The organism is Lacticaseibacillus songhuajiangensis (assembly GCF_003946025.1).
In the GTDB taxonomy this organism is placed as follows: Bacteria; Bacillota; Bacilli; order Lactobacillales; family Lactobacillaceae; genus Lacticaseibacillus; species Lacticaseibacillus songhuajiangensis.
Genome location: NZ_RHNR01000016.1, coordinates 1 through 17,256, shown reverse-complemented (window position 1 = coordinate 17,256; position 17,256 = coordinate 1). Strand labels below are relative to the sequence as shown.

The following is a 17,256-nucleotide window of genomic DNA, read 5'->3' as shown; positions in this document are numbered from 1 at the left end:
AATTGACTATTTTTTCAATTCCTCTGCTACTTCGTGGACAACCACCATGTCCTTTGGCCATGGTGTGTCGACGCCGCGAACCTTCTGGTACGGGTCCGCACCCTTACCGGCAACAACCACGATGTCTTCTGGGCGACTGTCCGCAATCGCCGTCTTAATGGCCTCGCGGCGGTCAATGATTTTGTGCACTTTGACCCGGTCCTCGTCGATACCTTCACGGATCTCGTCCGCAATGGCATCTGCACTTTCAAAGCCTGGGTCGTCCGTCGTCAGGTAAGCTTCGTCCGCGTACTCATTGAGCACCTTCGCAAAATCAGCGCGGCGGGAGACACCCTTATCCCCAGGCGCACCAATTACGACACGAATGTTCGGGTTGTTGTACTCAGCGTTCAGGAAGCTCAGCAGCGCCTTCATGCTGGCGTAGTTGTGCGCATAGTCCACGTAAACGTGACCGTGACCTTCAACGTTGGCAGTTTCCATGCGGCCCGGAATCTGCACGTTCTTGATCCCAGCTGCAGCCTTAGTCGCATCAACGCCGGACAAACCGGCCCCAATGATAGCCGCCGTCGCGTTGCTTTCATTGTAGTCGCCAATGAGGCTCAGGCTGTACTGACCACCAATGTTCAGTTCCACGGCCTTGTCGGTCACGGGAATGATGGTGAACTTGCTGGTTGCCAGGTCGGCTTCGGAGCTATCAAAGCGGAAGTCGATTGGTAGCGTTGGGTCGTCCGGTTTGAAGCCGGCAGACGCGAAGAGGTAAATGCTGTCGCCATAAGTCGTGGTGCGGGCAGCAGCGTACACTTCGTTGAAGTGCTCAGTTTCAGCGTTGATGACCACCTTGCGGGAGTTCACCAGTAGCTGGAGCTTGTTGTGCAAGTAGTTTTCAAAAGTTGGGTGTTCGTTCGGGCCGATGTGGTCAGGCGTGATATTCAGGAAGAAACCAACATCGTAGGTCAGGCCAAACACGCGGTTACGCAGGTAGGCCTGGCTGGAAACTTCCATGACCAGGTGCGTCATGCCGTTATCGACGGCTTCACGCATGTCGTGGAAGAGGTCCAGACTTTCCGGCGTGGTTAAATCAGACTTGAAACGTTCGTCCGGGTTGGGGCCAACAATGCGGTCAATTGTGGAGAATAGCGCCACGTGCTTAGGGTGGGCAGCTTCCAAAATGCCGCGGGTGAAGTATGCGGACGTGGTCTTCCCCTTGGTCCCGGTGAAGGCAATCACGTGCAGATCGTCCTGCGGGAAGTCGTAGAACGCAGCACCCAAAATGGACATCGCCTTCGTGACATTAGTCACAATAAGTGCGTTGAGGCCGTTACCTTCAACGTAAGGCTTTTCGGCAACGTAGGTCGTTGCCCCGCTGTCCTTAGCCATGGACAGATAGATAGGACGGAACTTGGTCCCCTTACAGAAAAACAGGGTGGGACCTTCAACCTTCCGTGAATCAAAGGAAATCCCGGTCATGAGGGGTGCGTCATCGCTCTGGACGGCGCTACTCTTCAGCAGGTGGTGTTCCTTCAGTAACAAAATGCATGCAGTAAGTGAAATTGCCATGGGTACGTCTCCTCTATCCAGCTTTGCTAAGGCATTCTTGTCAATTATAGCACACCGAAATGTCACACAATACAGTGGCTGCTGACCGGAAACGGGCCGGATTGACTCCGTTATCAGAAACGGCGTTGGCGGGGATCGTTTCAGCCGGCTGCGCCGTCTTCCACTGGGAATTTTGCCGCAACCCACGTCAAAATCCCACTCCCAATAAAATTAACGGTGCACACGACTAAAGTCGCATGCACTGTTAATTTTATTCTCGCCAACGCCGTTTCTGACCACTACGTCAATCCGGCCCGTTTCCTAGTGCTTCAAATTCACGTTGTGTCGATAATCAAAAACAGTGTCCGCTTGCATTCGTCTTCATAAGATTAAACGCATCAAAGCGAAATTAGGCATCCGCCACCTTTGCTTGCGGCGTCAGCGTCACTGACTTCACAGTGACCTGATACTCACCTGCTGGTGCCTGCACCGTGGCGGTGTCGCCTGCCTTCAGACCCATCAGTGCACTGCCCAGTGGCGACACGCTGGTCAGGTTGTTGTCGGCCATCTCGGCCTCTGCTGGACCAACCACCTGGTAGGTTTCAACATCGTCGTCATCGTCGCCGTCAAACAACAAACACACCGTCTTGCCGAGCGCGACCACGCCATCGTCTTTGACGGTCACTACCTGGCCGTAGCGGGTCTGCTTGTCCATATAGCGCATACGGCTCTCAAGGTGCCGCAAATCACGCTTGGATTCTGTGTATTCCGTATTTTCGGAGCGATCCCCCAAGGCCGCCGCCGCGGACAAACGCTTAATGAGCGCCGGCCGCTGCTGCTTGCAGCGCTCCAGTTCGTCGTGTAACCACTGCATCCCCTGTGGGGTAATGTCAAAATAGTCCATAACTCAAGCCTCCACCTCTTTAGTTCATGCGAGCATTTTGCACTATCCCCTTGCCGCATGCAAGCGCTATGACTGACGGTCGGTGCGCCTTGAGAGAATCTTAAGAAGATATAAAAATAGCGGACTACGTTTTATCAGTAGTCCGCTATTACACGATTAATTTACTAGTATCTCTAGAACAAGTTACTAAAGAAATGGCCAATGCCACGGAACATCAGGGTGAACCAACCCGCCTTTTGGACGGACTTGGTGGTTACCAGGTCGCTCGTGTTGTTGGCGTCTTCCAGGTAACCGAGGTTGTCGCCCTTGGCGCTGGCGCTAATTGTGCCCACGGTGGTGCCCTTCTTAGTCGGCGCCGTCAGCTGCTTGCGTTGCGCCTTGTAACTCAAGGTCACGTCACTAGACGTCGTGCTGCTTGGCACGAGCACGGTAATGGCCTTGTCGGTCTTCAGCGGCACCGTCTCCTGCTTGCCTTTATCAACGGCGATGCTGCTCTTACCCTTGATGGTCGAATCGGCGGAGAGCACCTTCATGGACTTCCAGTTGGCAAACGTCCAGCGCATTAGCTTCGCGGTCTGGACGAAGCGCTTGGTCGTACCGCTCCCGCCCGCGTGGAGGACAACGGTGATAATGCGCATACCGTTCTTCGTTGCGGTCCCAGTGAAGCAGTCGCCGGCGGTGTCGGTGGTCCCAGTCTTCAGGCCATCCACATTCAGGTCCTTCTGTGCGGAAACCAACCCTGGCAACATGAAGTCCCAGTTGTCCATCTTGGTGGCGTCGTTGGTGCCAGCTTCAAAAGTCTTGCTGGCAATGCTGGTCGTCTTCAAAACGTCAGGGAAGTCGGTGAGCAGCTTACGGGCCACCACGGCCATGTCGGCCGCGCTCATGACGTTTTCGCCGTTCTTACCACTACCTGGGTAGATGTAACTACCCAGCGCGGAGTTGCTCAGCCCATTGGCGTTGACGAGCTTAGCGTCCTTAATGCCCCAGGACTTGACCTTGGCGTTCATCATGTCGATGAACTTGTTCTGGTCGCCGCCCGCCACGATGTCGCCCAGCATCATTGCCGCCGCGTTCGCGGAGAAAATCAGTGTGGCTTGGTAGAGCTCGCGCACGGTGTAGGACTTGTCGCTGCGCAGTGGCACGTTGGACAGGGAACTATCCTGACTAATCTTGACGATTTCCTTGTCAGGGGTAACCTTGTCCGTCCACTTCACCTTGCCCTCTTTAATCGCTTCGAGCAGCAGGTAAACGGTAATCAGCTTGGACATGGACGCGATGGGGAGCACCTGATCGGCATTCTTGGAATACAGAATTTTGCCGGTCTTGGCGTCGACGGAGATGGCAGCCTTGGCGTCAACATTCAGGCTGTCGGTGACACTGGTGGTGGACGCCGCATTCACTACGGACGGCACGGTGCTGGCACCAATGGTAATTGCGGCCATCAGGCCAATAATTGCGGTGAAAAATCTCTTCATGACTACGAAATCCTCGGTTTCTATGGACAGGCTGCGCCAAGGGGCGGTTAAAACCCGTCGCATAAGGTGATACCGACGGAAATCCCGAACTTAGGATTTCTGTTGGTATCACCTTATGCGCTAGGGTTCTGCCCCTTGGCGCGCGACTACGATGAGGCTGCGACAAAAGGCGGTCAGAGTCCGTTATACAAGGTAGGGACAGCTAAAATCCCGGTTTTAGGATTTTGGCTGTCACTATCTTGTATATTAGGGTTCCCTCCGGTGTCCATAACACTAGCATTGCTAAAGCAATGAGTGTTATGGCTGCCCCTTGGCGCGCGACTACGCTATGTGTTACTTACTCTCACCTTGCGGCTGCGGCGCATCCCCCTCGCGTTTGAGGGTCACGCCAATTTCCAGCGGCAGGTGCATGACAAAACTGGTTAGCTCGTCGTTGCTTTCAGCATAAATGTAGCCACCGTGAAGTGCCACAATGCTTTGGGCAATGGCGAGGCCAAGACCGGAGCCGCCAGTTTCCTGGGAGCGGCTTTCCTCAACTCGGTAGAAGCGGTCAAACAGCTGTCCGAGCGAGCGGGTCGGGATTGGTTGACCGTCGTTGGAGACATGCACAACGACCTCGCTACCAATTTTTTCAGCAGTGAGGAAGATGTGCTTGGCGCCCTTCCCGTACTTCAGCGCGTTGATGACCAGGTTGTTGAAGACGCGGCTGAGCTTCTCCGCGTCCGCGCTCATCATCAGTGGCGTTGGGTCGGCGTGCACCTCAAACTCAACGCCGCGCTTACCGGCTTCCAGCTCAAAGCTAGCGGCAAGTTGTTCCAGCATCGCCGCCATGTCGAACTGGGTAGCGTTTAACTTCGTGGCCTGGGAACGCACCTTCGTGTATTCGAACAAGTCCTCAACCAGTACCTTCATCTGCTTGGACTTCAGGAAGGCGGTGTGCACGTACTTGCGCGCCTCTTCCTCGTCCTTATACTGGTGGTCCTCAATCAGACCCAAGTAGCCGATGATGCTGGTCAGTGGCGTGCGAATATCGTGCGAGACGTTGGTGATCAGCTCATCCTTGCTCGCTTCGATTTTGCGCTCTTCTTCCATCGACTGCACCGCGCTATCAACCAGCGCGTTGATGCTGGTGACCACGTGCTGCAGGTCGGAGTTCACTTCGAGGCGGATGCGGTGGTTCAGGTGGCCACTAGCGATGTAGTGCAGCTCGCCAATGACGTGCCGCAACTGCATCTGCCGGTAACGGCGAATCAGGCGCCAGTACACGACAATGACGTCGGCGAGCGCCATGAGGCCAACAAAAAGGTACTGCCAGCTCCACAAGTGGGTGCCGTTCGGACCAAAAGTCAGCGTGGTTTTGATGGTCCAGATGGTGTTTTGCCATTCCCGACTCGCGGAAATCATCTGGTTGATCATGACAACCAGCGCCAAGTTGAGCAGTAGCAGCAAAATAACGGTGACGACCCCTTCAATCCAGAGTTCGGATTTCTCGCGGCCCGTTAGGTGAATTTTTTCACCGGCCATTGCTATGCTTCAACCTTGTAACCAACGCCCCAGACGGTCTCAATGACCTTCTCGCCATCGGTTGCTTCTTCAATCTTGTCACGCAGGTGGGACACGTGCACCATGACCGTCTTAGCGGACACAATGGATTCCTGCTGCCAAACGCGTTCGAAGATTTCATCCGCGGAGAACACACGGTTCGGGTGGCTGGCCAGCAGGTACAAAATGCCGAACTCAAGCGCCGTCAGCTGGATCTGCTTACCAGTGAGCGTCACAACTTCGTGGCTATCCTTGGTAATCTTCAGCGGACCCACTTCAAGTACGTCTGGCGTGTCGCTCTTGACCTGGTTCTTGCTCCGGCGCAGCAAGCTCTTCACACGCGCCATGACTTCCAGTGGGTTGAATGGCTTGGTGACGTAATCGTCGGCACCAGTAATCAGCCCCTGAATTTTGTCCATGTCGCCGGTCTTGGCGGACACAATGATAATTGGAATCTGGTTATCCTTCCGGACTTCCTTCACCACATCAATCCCGGACATGTTCGGCATCATGATGTCGAGAATCATCAGGTCGATGTCAGGCGTGGTGACCAACTTGGTGATGGCTTCCTTACCTGAGTAGGCCGGAATTGGCTCGTAGCCTTCATTAGTAGCGTAAATGCTAAGCAGCTGTACGATTTCTTTGTCGTCGTCTACAATCAAAATTTTCATATTATCTATCCTCGCATTTGTTTGAGAATTACGCGTATCTAGGTATCAGTTTAGCAGACTGCGGCCCGCTTGCGTACGCGCAGGCGCACTTTAGCAGAAGGTTAAGATACGTTTTCTCTGTTTCTTATTACAATACCCCACTTTGCGGCGTGCACAAGACGCCGTAAACATTGCTTAAGTAAATCGGCGCAAAAGGTTCACAAACTGACCCATTTTAATTCATGCACCGCCGGTATAGTTATCAGCATAGAAGGCGGCAAGGAAAACCGTTCTTCCTCCCAAAACAAACACTTCTTCTTCATTTTCTACTCCTCATACTGTCCGTAGAGGCCGCTAACTCTGCGAACACCAAAAACACCGGCCCGAGCAGCCGGTGTTTTTGTGTCGTGGTTATGCCGGGGAGATGGCAGCGTAACTCCGTGAGCAAGGGTTCCGTGGCGGGGACCGTTCGAGCCCCAAGGGCTCTCACTGGCGATTTTGCCGCAAAGCCCGCGTCAAAATACGCGCTCCCGCGAATCATGTGTGCAGCCAGGGCATAACCCCCGCCCTGTCTCCAAACATGATTCGTTTCGCCACTCCACCCTCGCTCACTCCGCCACGCTGTCCTCTCCCCTACATAGTAAATTTACGATGCACGCCGTCACACGGAGGAATGATAACTTAGCAATGAGATACCAGTTTGTGACATGCCCCACAATAAAAAAGAATCAGCACATGACGTCTCGTCACATGCCAATTCTTTAGCAAATTTACTCGCTAATTCTATAAAAATAATTTTCACAGTCTGTGCTGTTTGCCACCCATCATCAATACTATACCGCTCCGACAGCGCAGTTTCGCAGAATGTAGGGTCTGGAGTGGTTTAGTGGAGCGACCAGGGACGTAGTGGCGAAAGGAATATTGTTTGGAGACGCACAGCGGCTGCACACAATATTCCCGGGAGCGCAGATTTGACGCGAGTTTCGGCAAATCTGCCAGCGGAAGACCGCATCGCGGGCTGAAGCGGTCCCCGCCACGAAGTCCCTGGTCGCGTAACTAAACCGCTCCAGGCCCGGCCTCCAGCCCACAAAGTCAAACCCAACCTACCGATTCAGCAGAAAGTGCACTTCCGCGCGGAGTTGGTCAATCTGGTCGGGCGCGAGCGTGCGGTTACTGCGCACGAGGAGTTCATCGTACAGGGTCCGCTCCATGATCGCAATGATTAGACTCGCTAGTTGCGGCGCGTCTTCCGGCTCACAATCGAGCACGTCCGTCACCGCGCGCAAGGCCTTTTCGATGTTGCTTTCGATTGAAGCCGTGATGTTGTGGAGCCAGCTGGATTCCGCATCCGTCAGCAGCATGCGCTCACGGATGGTGATCATGAAGGACTGGTAATTGTCTTCGCGCGTGAAGAGTCCCCAAACCTGCTGGATGAAGGCCAGAATTCGGTCCTCAACCTCAGCGCGATTGGTCACGCCAGTCATGTCCAGTTGCACCTCACCCTCGGTGCGGGCAATACCCTGCTGGACGATGGTATCGAGAATTTCCTGTTTGCCGTGCGGAAAGTAGTAGTACATCAGCCCGTCCGCAATGCCGACCGCCTTGTTGAGCTGGCGCGTCGTCGTTGCCTCGTAACCGTTTTGCGCAAACAGATCGCGGGCCACATCTAAGATATGTTCGCGCTGCTGTTCACTCTTTGCCATTTGTATCCTCCATTGTCTACATAAAAAGGCCGCGGAAAACCGTAGCCCTTTTTGATTTTTCAATAGTTCAGTTCAAGTCTTACTTCATGATGCCCAGTGTCTGCAGAATCAGGTAAATGTTCAGCAGAATCAGGACAATCGTGGACGTCCAGGCACAAATTTTGACCCAGAGCTTGTTGGTGAATTCCTGCATCAACTTCTTGTCACTAGTGAAGATAACCAGCGGAATCACCGCGAATGGTAAAGCGACACTCAGGAACACCTGGGAGAAGGTCAGCAGGCCTTCGATTTTTGCCTCATTGCCGTGGTAGATGATGGCGAAGACCAGCACTGGGGAAACGGACAGAATCCGGGTAATCAAGCGCTGCGCCCAAATTGGGGCCTTGATGCGGATAAACCCTTCCATGACAATCTGCCCAGCCAGCGTCCCGGTAATGGTGGAGCTTTGGCCGGAAGCCAGCAGTGCGACGGCGAAGAGCATGCTCAGCACTGGACTGGCAATGGCACCGACAATCTGCGGGTTGTTCAGGGAAGCGAACAGGTCGGCGAAACGGCCGAGGTCACTGTTAGTGCCGTAGAACAATGCAGCCCCCAGAATCAGGAGCAGGCTGTTCACGATGAACGCGAGGAACAGCTGCACGTTGGAGTCGATGGTGCTGAAGCGAACGGCCTGAGCCAGTTCAACGCGGTTGTCGCGGTCAACCTTACGGGTCTGGGAGATAGAAGATCCAAGGTACAGGTCATGCGGCATCACGGTCGCACCAACAATCCCCAGGGTCAGGTAGAGCATCCCGTGGTTGGTGATGATGGCGCTGGTTGGCATGTAGCCGGTCAGAATCCCGCCAATGTCAGGCTTAGCCAGGAACACTTCGTAAGCGAAGACCACGAGAATCACAATGACCAAAGTGGCAACAATCGCTTCGATTTTGCGGAAGCCCAGCTTCATCAGCAAGAGCAAGAGCAAAACGTCCAGGGCGGTAATCATAATCCCGACGATCAGCGGAATACCGAACAGCAGTTGAATCGCAATCGCGGAACCAATAATTTCAGCAATATCCGTCGCCATAATGGCGAGTTCGGCAACCACCCAAAGGAAGAAGCCCATCCGCTTGCTGGTGTGTGCCCGGGTCAACTGGGCCAAATCCTGCCCGGTGACAATCCCGAGCCGTGCGGCCATGGATTGGAGCAGCATGGCAATCAGGCTGGACAGCAGGACCACCGCGAGCAGCGCGTAACGGTACTGCGCACCACCAGCGATAGAGGTGATCCAGTTACCAGGGTCCATGTAACCCACGGCAATCAGGACACCGGGGCCACTGAAGGCCTTGAAGGTCTTCCAGAAGCCCGCATTCTTTGGCACTTCGATTGTGCCGTTTACTTCACCCAGGCTAGCGCCGGTACCGCCGCCAGCAGTTTCCTTGTCCGCTGCCTGGTTCTTCATCTTCAGTTCTTCACTTGCTTGCATGTGAGGATACCTCTTTCCTATTGGCTTAGAAATTCGGTGACCAACATGGCGTTCATCGGCGTTAGTACCGTCATTACTCTGGGTAATCGACAACTCCGACTCACTTCAACCGCAATGGCTTCCGTGTTAATCAGCATTTAACTGAGCGCCCGCTCAATATTATTTCCATTACTCAATATACACCGTATTTTCTGAAAAACAAGCTAATTAAGGGGCTTTCGCAAAATTTTGTTCGGCCTACCTAAAAATTCCATGAATTCCCCACGGGCGCCTCACGGAGCGTTCCGTAAACAGCCAATTAGCGCTTTGAAACTAGCCGTTGCCGTGCGCTACACGATTGCAAGGAGAATGGCCAGAGTCGCGGCAAACAGCACCCACGCGAGCGGTGCACGCAGCCGCCGCTGCCGGTGAAACAAGCGCAGGCTGCGCATGTAGACGATGTCCCCGAGTAAAATGACGGCGCACAGTGTGATGTAGACCCAGCGCATGGTACACGCCTCCTATTATGCGAAGTAACCGGATTACGACATCATCTTAGCCTTGGCCAACCAGTGGCACAAACACCGCACAAGCAAATGCCGCCGCGCCGCATTTTAGTAGCAGGGTAGCGAACAGCTTGTTGTTCATTCACCTGATTAAGTGCAAAGTTCGCAACCACCTCCACCACTACTTGTGCCACGCAAAAACGCGCCGTATCCCGAAGGACACGACGCGTTTCATCTATAATAGTTTATTCCACAGAGTAGTTAGGTGCTTCCTTGGTGATTTGCACATCGTGTGGGTGGCTTTCGCGCAGGCCCGCACCAGAGATCTGGATGAACTGCGCATCGTCAGCGAGCACGCCGAGCGTTGGTGCGCCAACGTAACCCATCCCGGAACGCAGACCGCCGACCATCTGGAAAATCACGTCGCCGACAGCGCCCTTGTAAGCCACACGTCCTTCAATCCCTTCAGGAACGAGCTTGTTGGCTTCGTTAACGGCACCCTGGAAGTAACGGTCGGATGAGCCGTGGGATTGACTCATCGCGCCGAGGCTACCCATGCCCCGGTAGGTCTTGTAACGCCGGCCGTGGAAGAGTTCCATCTGGCCGGGGGCTTCGTCGGTCCCGGCGAGCATGGAACCAAGCATGACGGCGTTACCGCCGGCTGCCAGCGCCTTGACAATGTCACCAGAGTACTTGATGCCCCCGTCAGCGATGATGGTCTTGCCGAGTTCACGGGCCACACCAGCGGCTTCGTAAACGGCAGTCAGCTGCGGTACACCGACACCGGCAACAATGCGGGTCGTGCAGATAGAGCCAGGGCCAATCCCGACCTTCACGATGTCGACACCGGCATCGTAGAGGGCACGGGCACCTTCAGCCGTGGCCACGTTCCCGGCAATGAGTGTCGCCTTCGGGAAGTGGTCGCGGATTTCGGCAATTTTGCGCAGCACACCGGCAGAGTGGCCGTGTGCCGTGTCGATGACAATCGCATCAGCACCAGCGTCGAGCAGGCCAGCGGCCCGTTCGAAGGTGTCGCTGGTCACCCCAACGGCAGCGGCAACGAGCAGGCGGCCCTTGTCGTCCTTAGCGGAGTTCGGGTACTTGGTGAGCTGTTCCAAATCCTTGATGGTAATCAGGCCGGCAAGGCGGCCTTCTTCATCAACGAGTGGGAGCTTTTCAATTTTGTGTGCCTGGAAAATCTTCTGTGCTTCAGGCAAGGTGGTGCCCAGCGGTGCGGAGACCACTTCATCGGTCATGGCGCTGGAGATGGCAACGGACATGTCGCCAACGTAGCGCAGGTCGCGGTTCGTGATAATCCCGACCAGGCGCTTGTCGTCGTGGCCAGCTACGATTGGCACACCGGAAATGTGTTCCGCGTCCATGAGGTCAGCGGCTTCCTTAACGCTACGGTCAGCGGTCAGGTAAACGGGGTCGCCAATGACGCCGTTGACGGCGCGCTTCACCTTGGCCACTTCTTCGACCTGAGCGGCGATGGACATGTTCTTGTGGATGACGCCGAGGCCACCCTGACGCGCCATGGCAATCGCCATTTTGCTTTCGGTCACGGTGTCCATGCCGGCACTGATAATTGGGACATTCAGCTTAATGTTCGGTGCAAGTTGGGTGGACAGGTCCACCTCATTCGGTAAAACATGACTTTCTGCTGGTACGAGCAAAACATCATCAAAAGTAAAACCGCGACGTGCAAACTTGGAATCCCAATTATTCACGATCAATCCTTCTTTCTTAGGCTGTGGCGACGACGATAAACGAAAGCGGGGCGTCCTTGCGAGCGCAGCAAGATTCCTTCTCGCCGCTAAAACTCGCAAGCGGCGCTCCGCTTACTAAAAGGCTGTGACAAAAGGCGGTTAGCATCCGGTATGCAAGGTAGGGGCGACAGAAATCCCGGTTTTAGGATTTCTGCCGACGCTATCTTGCATATTAGGATGCTGCCTTTTGGCGCGCGACTGAGATATAACATTCGCGCGCAGACAGCGTTGCGTGCCGTGGAAAAAGGCCGCACAAAGCCAATTTCCGCTGTTCACGCTTTTTTTGTTGTTTGCAAGTTTAGCACCAGATTCGCGTGTCGACAAGTATGCAAATACGAACGAAGCGGATTTGTAAGGGCATTCAGTCAGGAAGTTGCAAAAGTTTACCTTCCTATCTTTGTTTCCACATTGAATTGCAATATTTGCGCTGAATTTTTTAGTGGAGCTCCGCCGAGCACGAATTTGCAGTTAACACGCTTCACAACAAGGATAAAGGCGCGCCCTTGTTGCGAAGCCCGTTAATCCTCAATTCTTAACCGCTCGGCTCCGCTCTGTGCAAAAAAAAGCAGCTCCCCAGCTACTTGATTCCAAACCTATATGTGATGCACCTAAAACTTAAATCCCCTAAATAAAACTTTTCCACTATTTGTTGAAACGTGCTGACTAGGCAATGTTGCTCCCAGCAGGTGTGTTGCTCAGTTCCCATGTAAGATCAGCTTGATAGGTACCAGCAACGTTCCCTGAAGGGACCACGAGCTGAACTTCATCAACAGAGAACTTGTCTGAGAAATCCCCAACGCTAACACCCTCATCGGAAGGTTTCAGAACATCTACTGCAGCGCCCCCAGCGCTGAGTGTCACGTCCTGCGCAGCCTTAGGCGTTGCGCTAACATTAGAACTCAGATTAGCACTCACCTGGCCGCTACCCATCTTGATTTCAGCGCCCTGAATTGTGCGCTCACTGCTGTCACCCTGCTTAACAAAATTACTAGCAGTAACATTAACGTACCAGTTGGTCGTCAACCCAGGATTGGAAATTTCCAATGCCCCTGGTTGTGCCACAGCCTTGATACTTGTTGTCGTCGCGCTGACAGATCCTGTACCGAAATCTAAGCTTGGAGCATTCTTAATACCAATTGCCGCATCATCAGAAAGAGTCAAACCCACATGGGCGGTTGTCGTCTGTCCATCACTTGCAGCACTTGCCACATGACCGCTTGTAAAAGCTAAGCCACTAACTGTCGCACTGATAATCATGAAAGTGCCAAGTACTGACTTGAAGTTGTTAAACATGACGTCTTCCTCCCTTAGTTCCACCAACCAGGTCGTTCCCCCAAACTAACTGGTTGGCTTGTGTTTCGCTCTTCTTGATGTATTAAGAGTATCATCGAACGTTATGCTTAGCAAATTCGCGGTAATTGGCAGAAAAGCCAACACGCTGAAATTCAAGCGGCTCAAGGGTTGTACGCAACGTTATGATGTCCATTAGAAAACAGTAGCGGTAGTTCAAAAGATTTCGACGTTATTTATAAGTGAAGAACCCTTTAACCACGGGCTTTTAATTTAGTTATTGCTTATGGAAAGCTCAATTATGGTAAAATTACGCGCCATCTTGTCACGAACTTCCCGCGCAGTCCTCAACCGAGTTTGTTAAGTGCAAATCTGCATTAATGCGTTTCCATCCGTATTTACTGATTTTACTTTGTCGAACGATTAATGTTAAAATTCTCACATTTTTGCAAATATTGTCAAAACCAATTTGGAAAATTTTCAACTAATGATCATTACGTCCCCTATCAACGCCCATTCTGCAGTCTATTAAATGCGTTAATTACGTATATACCAATTTATAAGTAATTCAAAAAAATGCCTAAATATGGCATTTGCAAATAAATGTGATGGCAATCATTAGTATTTTTTTCGGACGGAAACAAATTTCATTGTTGTTACCCGCCATCATCCCTTTAGCACCAAGGTCTCAGGCTATTTTCGAAGATTATCGTTAGAATCAAAAAAAGACCGATTAACGTGATAATCACGTTAATCAGTCAATATTCACTGGATTATTCACTTATTTCGGTCGAATTTTGGGGGGCATTGTAAAGTTCCCAGGTCAAATCCGCCTGGTAAGAACCGGCCACGTTACCTGCTGGGACATCCAAACGGACGTTGTTTGCACTAAAATCAAGATTCCAAACACCGACACCCTTGCCTGCATCCGCTGCAAAAATCTCAGCTGCACCCACATCGGTACTCATTGGAATGACAAAGTTACTTGCGTCGCTCATCAGGCCAGTTGTTACATCCGCTGTCGTGCTTGTATCCGTAGAACTCGTAGCCTCAGAATTATCAATCAACGGTGACTGCGGTGCCTCGTCTGTAGTCTGATGCGTGTCGCCAGTCCAGATGCGTGCATCCCCATTAGTACTCTGATCCGAGTTGTTGGTATCAGTTGCACCTGTCTGCCGATTACTCATGTTCTTCTTAATGGAAAGAATCGCACCCTGTAACACACGGATATCGTTTGTTCCCGTTTGAATGAAATCGCTGGCGTGTACGTAAATTGACCATCCAGTGACGCGACCAGGATTACGAACTGTTAGCTGCATACTACTATCCGGAACTGCAGTGATGGTACTCGTCCCATCTGATTCATCGTCATCACTAGTCGGCGCATTAACAGTTTCCGAGTCATCATTCACGCGATTAGATTTCGCCGCATAATTTTTGTTCTCAGCACTTGTCGATTGCGTGCCAAATTCAAAATCTGGTACGGTCTCCAGTGTTGAGCTTGTGCCTGCAGTTAGGGAGATAGAGCCCGCGACCGTTGCGGTTGATCCACTTGTGGTCGGCACAATTTGAAAATCATCAGCAGCATGAACTGCTAGACTTGGAAATGCAAACCCCTGTAACAACAAAACCGCTGTTCCCACTATCGATTTCCACTTACTCACGACTCCATCCCCCCTTCTTCATTATAATAAAAAAGACCCGTCCTAACAGCGGGTGATGTTCCCCTGCAGACGGGTCGTCCCCCAAAAGTTGTTTAATGCTGGGGGGTGAGCAAACTTTTATCTATTTACTCAGCCATTGTATCTAATTACGCAAGCTATATCAAGACAATCAACTAAATAATGTCGAATTACCTTAGTTACTTGTCGTCGTGCTTGCTAAAGGCGTATTGCTGAACGTCCAAGTGATTTGACCAGTATAACTTGTCGAACTAGTATCTGACGCAGTTGCATCTGAGAAGAGATTCAGGTACAGACCATAAGGGTTACCACTTGCAAAATCATCCTCCGCAAAATCGTCATGCTTCCACTTGCTTGTAATGTCGAATTCCGATCCAGATGATTGTTCCAGACCGCTTGTTCCATCATTACTGTAAATGGTATTTGGACTATCGTTCAGCAAGTAGGTTCCGTCCGTGGTGCGGTAGACAAGTTGACCCTTTAGCGCATTGGAACTCGCATCCGTAAACTTGGTCGTTTGCACGCTCAATGCCCAATTATCCGCATCTGCGTACTTCACAACCATGCTGAATGGACTATCGTCGTCCTTCGTAGCAACGTAACTGGAATCACCAGTTAACTGTGTATCCTTAAAATGAACGTCGTGATTGATGACCAATGTTGGCGTTGGGTCGATGATAGTGAATTCAACGTAAGGATACGGATTCTTCTTCGTATCTCCGTCTCCAGGTGGGGCCATCGCGCTACCACCTTGTACAAGTCTTCCAGTCTTCGTGTTTAGAGCATATATCTTAATATCGTTGATACCAGTATGCAACGGGCTTGCTTTGTAAACAGGATCACCGCCGGCTTTGACACGGTCAGCCGTTGCACCTTCTCTAGTAAAAATTAAACCAAAGGAACCTGGCTTTGCGCCTGTTTCAGTCTTCACACCATTAATAACCGTGTATATGTCGTAGTCATCAGCATTACCAGACCCCCAGAGGCCACCATTTAAGACAACATTCGTATCGCCTGACTTTAACGTGTAATTATTTTGGCCGGTATGTTTACCGTCTTTAACCTTGTCAGTCTCTTCGCCACTAATTGTTTGAGACTCGGGCACCTGATCTGCAGACTGCTTATCGTTGTAAACTTGCATGGAACTAAAATCTAATACCATGCTCCGATCTCCTGAATCAATCGGAATTTTAGGATTCGTCGTACTTTCTGAATGACCACCTGAAGTACCAGTTCCATCAATAGTCGCTTGAGTCGCATCCAAAAAAGTTATTCCATCAGTACTTGCAAGTTCATAATCTAATGTAACCGTCTTAGTAATCTTACCATTGGCATCAGCATCTGAAGCTTTTAAGTCACCCCATATCTCATGCATGTTGATTGCACCAAAACCGCCGTCATTATCAATTGGATTTCCGTTGATAGATGTTTTTCCATTGATAGCGCGAATATGCAGATTATCTTGCAATCCAGTCGTTAGAACCAAATTATTCCAACTTGTATCAGTACTATTCCGTACGTCAAACGTCAGAGTATACGTGTACTGCAGAATGTCTTGTTGCGCTGCTTTATGATTATCATTCGGCGCTGGCACACTGTAATTGAGATCTTGCATTTTTACACTCAATGACGCCGAAATTGCCGGTGCAATCTTCCACGGATTACTCTTGAACGTTTGGTAACTCGTGTCACCACTCAGCAGCTCCACTACATCAGGCTAAATAATATCGCCTTCTGAACCATTCACGGTTTGATATAAACCAACCGTCAAGGTTCCCTTAACGCTGTAATCATCAAGCGCAAAAGTATCCGAGTTAAACGTAATAGTTTGTTCACCGGTCATATTCTTTAGATCATCTGTCGTAATACCTTGATGCAATTCTTTGCCACTATCAGCATCATTTGGCTGGAAGGAAATAAACCCAACGGTACCCCCATTTTCAGACAAAGTAGTCCCCGTCGGTAAGGTCACTTTAACCTTCCCGTCCTTAAGAACAGCGGCACCAACATCTTTGAGTGTGTACTCATAGCCGACAGTTGATTTAGCCTTGATTGCGCGCGCGTCGTCTCCGGACATATCGCTCTTACCATTAGAATTGAACGCATCAATAGTGTCACCCATGACGTTGATGTTTGGGCTGGTCGTCGTGCTTAATTCGGGACCAGTTAGCCCACAATCTTCATCATTAAGTTTTACATCAAGTGCATCCACTTTAGTATCCGCGGCTGCAATGACAGTCGTATTCAAATGAACTGCGAGTGTACCACGCACGTAACCAGCACTATCAGCTGTACCAACGCTCTGGAAATCGTTGCTCAATTTCAACTCATTCGCACTAGTTAAATCACCGGATTTAATTTGTTGCGACTTTGATTGTTTCCCATCAGCACTTGTGTAAGTTACTGTACCGTAAACACCGTCTTTATTTGGCGCCCATTCGACACCCTTTGGCAAGTCAAAAGTCAATTTACCACCATTAATGATATCGCGGTTAAGATTGGTTAATGACATATCATACTGCAAATCATCGCCGACACCGACTTTTACTGCCGAGTTAGATTTATCGTCAGAATTGTATTCGTTTTTACCATCGACAGCCAATTTAGCTTGCGACTGGTATAGTTCGCTATCGTAATCAATGACGTACTGGTTAGCGTCTGACGTTCCGCTATTTAGTGGCTGGTGAATAATTTGTCCAAGCTATCTGTAACAGTTCCTTAACCCGTTATCGTTGTATAATAGATGCATAGG

Annotated in this window: 13 protein-coding genes; all 13 read right to left on the bottom strand. The window is 51.2% G+C overall.

Features of this window, described 5'->3' with window-relative positions:
- Positions 1–6: 6 nt before the first annotated feature.
- On the bottom strand, positions 7–1,557 hold the full coding sequence (locus tag EKM97_RS05490; protein ID WP_125571339.1) for a UDP-N-acetylmuramoyl-L-alanyl-D-glutamate--2,6-diaminopimelate ligase: 1,551 nt from the start codon (positions 1,555–1,557) through the stop codon (positions 7–9).
- A 388-nt stretch (positions 1,558–1,945) separates the two neighbouring features.
- Positions 1,946–2,440: a GreA/GreB family elongation factor gene (locus EKM97_RS05485; protein WP_125571337.1), complete on the bottom strand. Its 495-nt coding sequence runs from the start codon at positions 2,438–2,440 to the stop codon at positions 1,946–1,948.
- Positions 2,441–2,613: 173 nt separating this feature from the next.
- Positions 2,614–3,918 carry a serine hydrolase gene (locus EKM97_RS05480; protein WP_125571335.1) on the bottom strand — a complete coding sequence of 435 codons (1,305 nt, stop codon included), beginning with the start codon at positions 3,916–3,918 and terminating at the stop codon, positions 2,614–2,616.
- Between the two features lie 333 nt (positions 3,919–4,251).
- Positions 4,252–5,442, bottom strand: coding sequence for a sensor histidine kinase (locus EKM97_RS05475; RefSeq protein ID WP_125571333.1), 1,191 nt, complete (start codon positions 5,440–5,442; stop codon positions 4,252–4,254).
- A 2-nt stretch (positions 5,443–5,444) separates the two neighbouring features.
- Complete coding sequence (locus tag EKM97_RS05470; RefSeq protein WP_125571331.1) at positions 5,445–6,131, bottom strand: response regulator transcription factor; 687 nt, start codon at positions 6,129–6,131, stop codon at positions 5,445–5,447.
- A gap of 1,082 nt (positions 6,132–7,213) precedes the next feature.
- Positions 7,214–7,813: a TetR/AcrR family transcriptional regulator gene (locus tag EKM97_RS05465; protein ID WP_125571329.1), complete on the bottom strand. Its 600-nt coding sequence runs from the start codon at positions 7,811–7,813 to the stop codon at positions 7,214–7,216.
- A 79-nt stretch (positions 7,814–7,892) separates the two neighbouring features.
- Positions 7,893–9,254 (bottom strand): Nramp family divalent metal transporter, encoded by a 1,362-nt coding sequence (locus EKM97_RS05460; protein WP_125571383.1) that lies wholly within the window; start codon positions 9,252–9,254, stop codon positions 7,893–7,895.
- Positions 9,255–9,607: 353 nt separating this feature from the next.
- Positions 9,608–9,766, bottom strand: a complete 159-nt coding sequence (locus EKM97_RS11935; RefSeq protein WP_164507448.1) for a hypothetical protein — start codon at positions 9,764–9,766, stop codon at positions 9,608–9,610.
- Positions 9,767–10,008: 242 nt separating this feature from the next.
- Positions 10,009–11,493 carry an IMP dehydrogenase gene (gene guaB, locus EKM97_RS05455; protein WP_125571327.1) on the bottom strand — a complete coding sequence of 495 codons (1,485 nt, stop codon included), beginning with the start codon at positions 11,491–11,493 and terminating at the stop codon, positions 10,009–10,011.
- Between the two features lie 702 nt (positions 11,494–12,195).
- Complete coding sequence (locus EKM97_RS05450) at positions 12,196–12,825, bottom strand: WxL domain-containing protein (protein WP_125571325.1); 630 nt, start codon at positions 12,823–12,825, stop codon at positions 12,196–12,198.
- Between the two features lie 770 nt (positions 12,826–13,595).
- Positions 13,596–14,486, bottom strand: coding sequence for a WxL domain-containing protein (locus EKM97_RS05445; RefSeq protein ID WP_125571323.1), 891 nt, complete (start codon positions 14,484–14,486; stop codon positions 13,596–13,598).
- 193 nt (positions 14,487–14,679) lie between these two features.
- The gene (locus EKM97_RS05440; protein WP_125571321.1) at positions 14,680–16,119 is read right to left on the bottom strand and encodes a hypothetical protein; all 1,440 of its coding nucleotides are present in this window, start codon (positions 16,117–16,119) and stop codon (positions 14,680–14,682) included.
- A gap of 102 nt (positions 16,120–16,221) precedes the next feature.
- Positions 16,222–17,106, bottom strand: a complete 885-nt coding sequence (locus EKM97_RS05435; RefSeq protein WP_125571319.1) for a hypothetical protein — start codon at positions 17,104–17,106, stop codon at positions 16,222–16,224.
- Between the last annotated feature and the right edge of the window lie 150 nt (positions 17,107–17,256).